Annotated in this window: 1 protein-coding gene; it reads left to right on the forward strand. The window is 32.5% G+C overall.

The features are described from left to right. Positions 1–687: mannonate dehydratase (locus CLOBL_RS27290; protein WP_143323980.1), on the forward strand; the 687-nt coding region annotated here is incomplete at both ends.

Raw genomic sequence — 687 nt, forward strand, 5'->3', positions numbered from 1 at the left:
ATGTTGTTGAAAGTGTTAATGTTCATGAGGACATTAAGTTAGGACTTCCAACTAGGGATAAGTATATTGAGAATTATAAGAAGACAATAGAGAAGCTAGCTAAGGTTGGAGTAAAAGTAATCTGCTATAATTTTATGCCAGTATTTGATTGGCTTAGAACAGATTTATACAAAAAAACAGAAGATGGAGCAACAGCTCTTTTCTATGAAAAGGCAAGAATTATTGATATAGATCCAATGGAACTAGTTAATAAGATAGCATCAAATCCAAATCTTACAATGCCAGGTTGGGAACCAGAGAGGTTAAAGAATTTAACACAGCTTTTTGAAGCTTATAAGAATGTGACAGAAGAAGATTTATGGAATAATTTAAAGTATTTCTTAGAACAAATTATACCGGTAGCTGAAATCAATGATATTAAGATGGCAGTTCATCCAGATGATCCACCTTGGTCAATATTTGGATTACCAAGAATAGTTAAGAATAGAGATGATTTAGCAAGATTATTAAAGCTTGTTGATAACCCATATAACTGCCTTGCTCTTTGCAGCGGTGCTATAGGTTCAAATCCTAATAACGATGTTCCCGCGATGATAAGAGAATTTGGTAGTAGAATTGCCTTTGCTCATATAAGAAATGTAAAGATTTATGAAAATGGTGATTTTATTGAAACTTCTCATAGAACTT

This window comes from Clostridium sp. BL-8 (assembly GCF_002006495.1).
Classification (GTDB): Bacteria; Bacillota; Clostridia; order Clostridiales; family Clostridiaceae; genus Clostridium.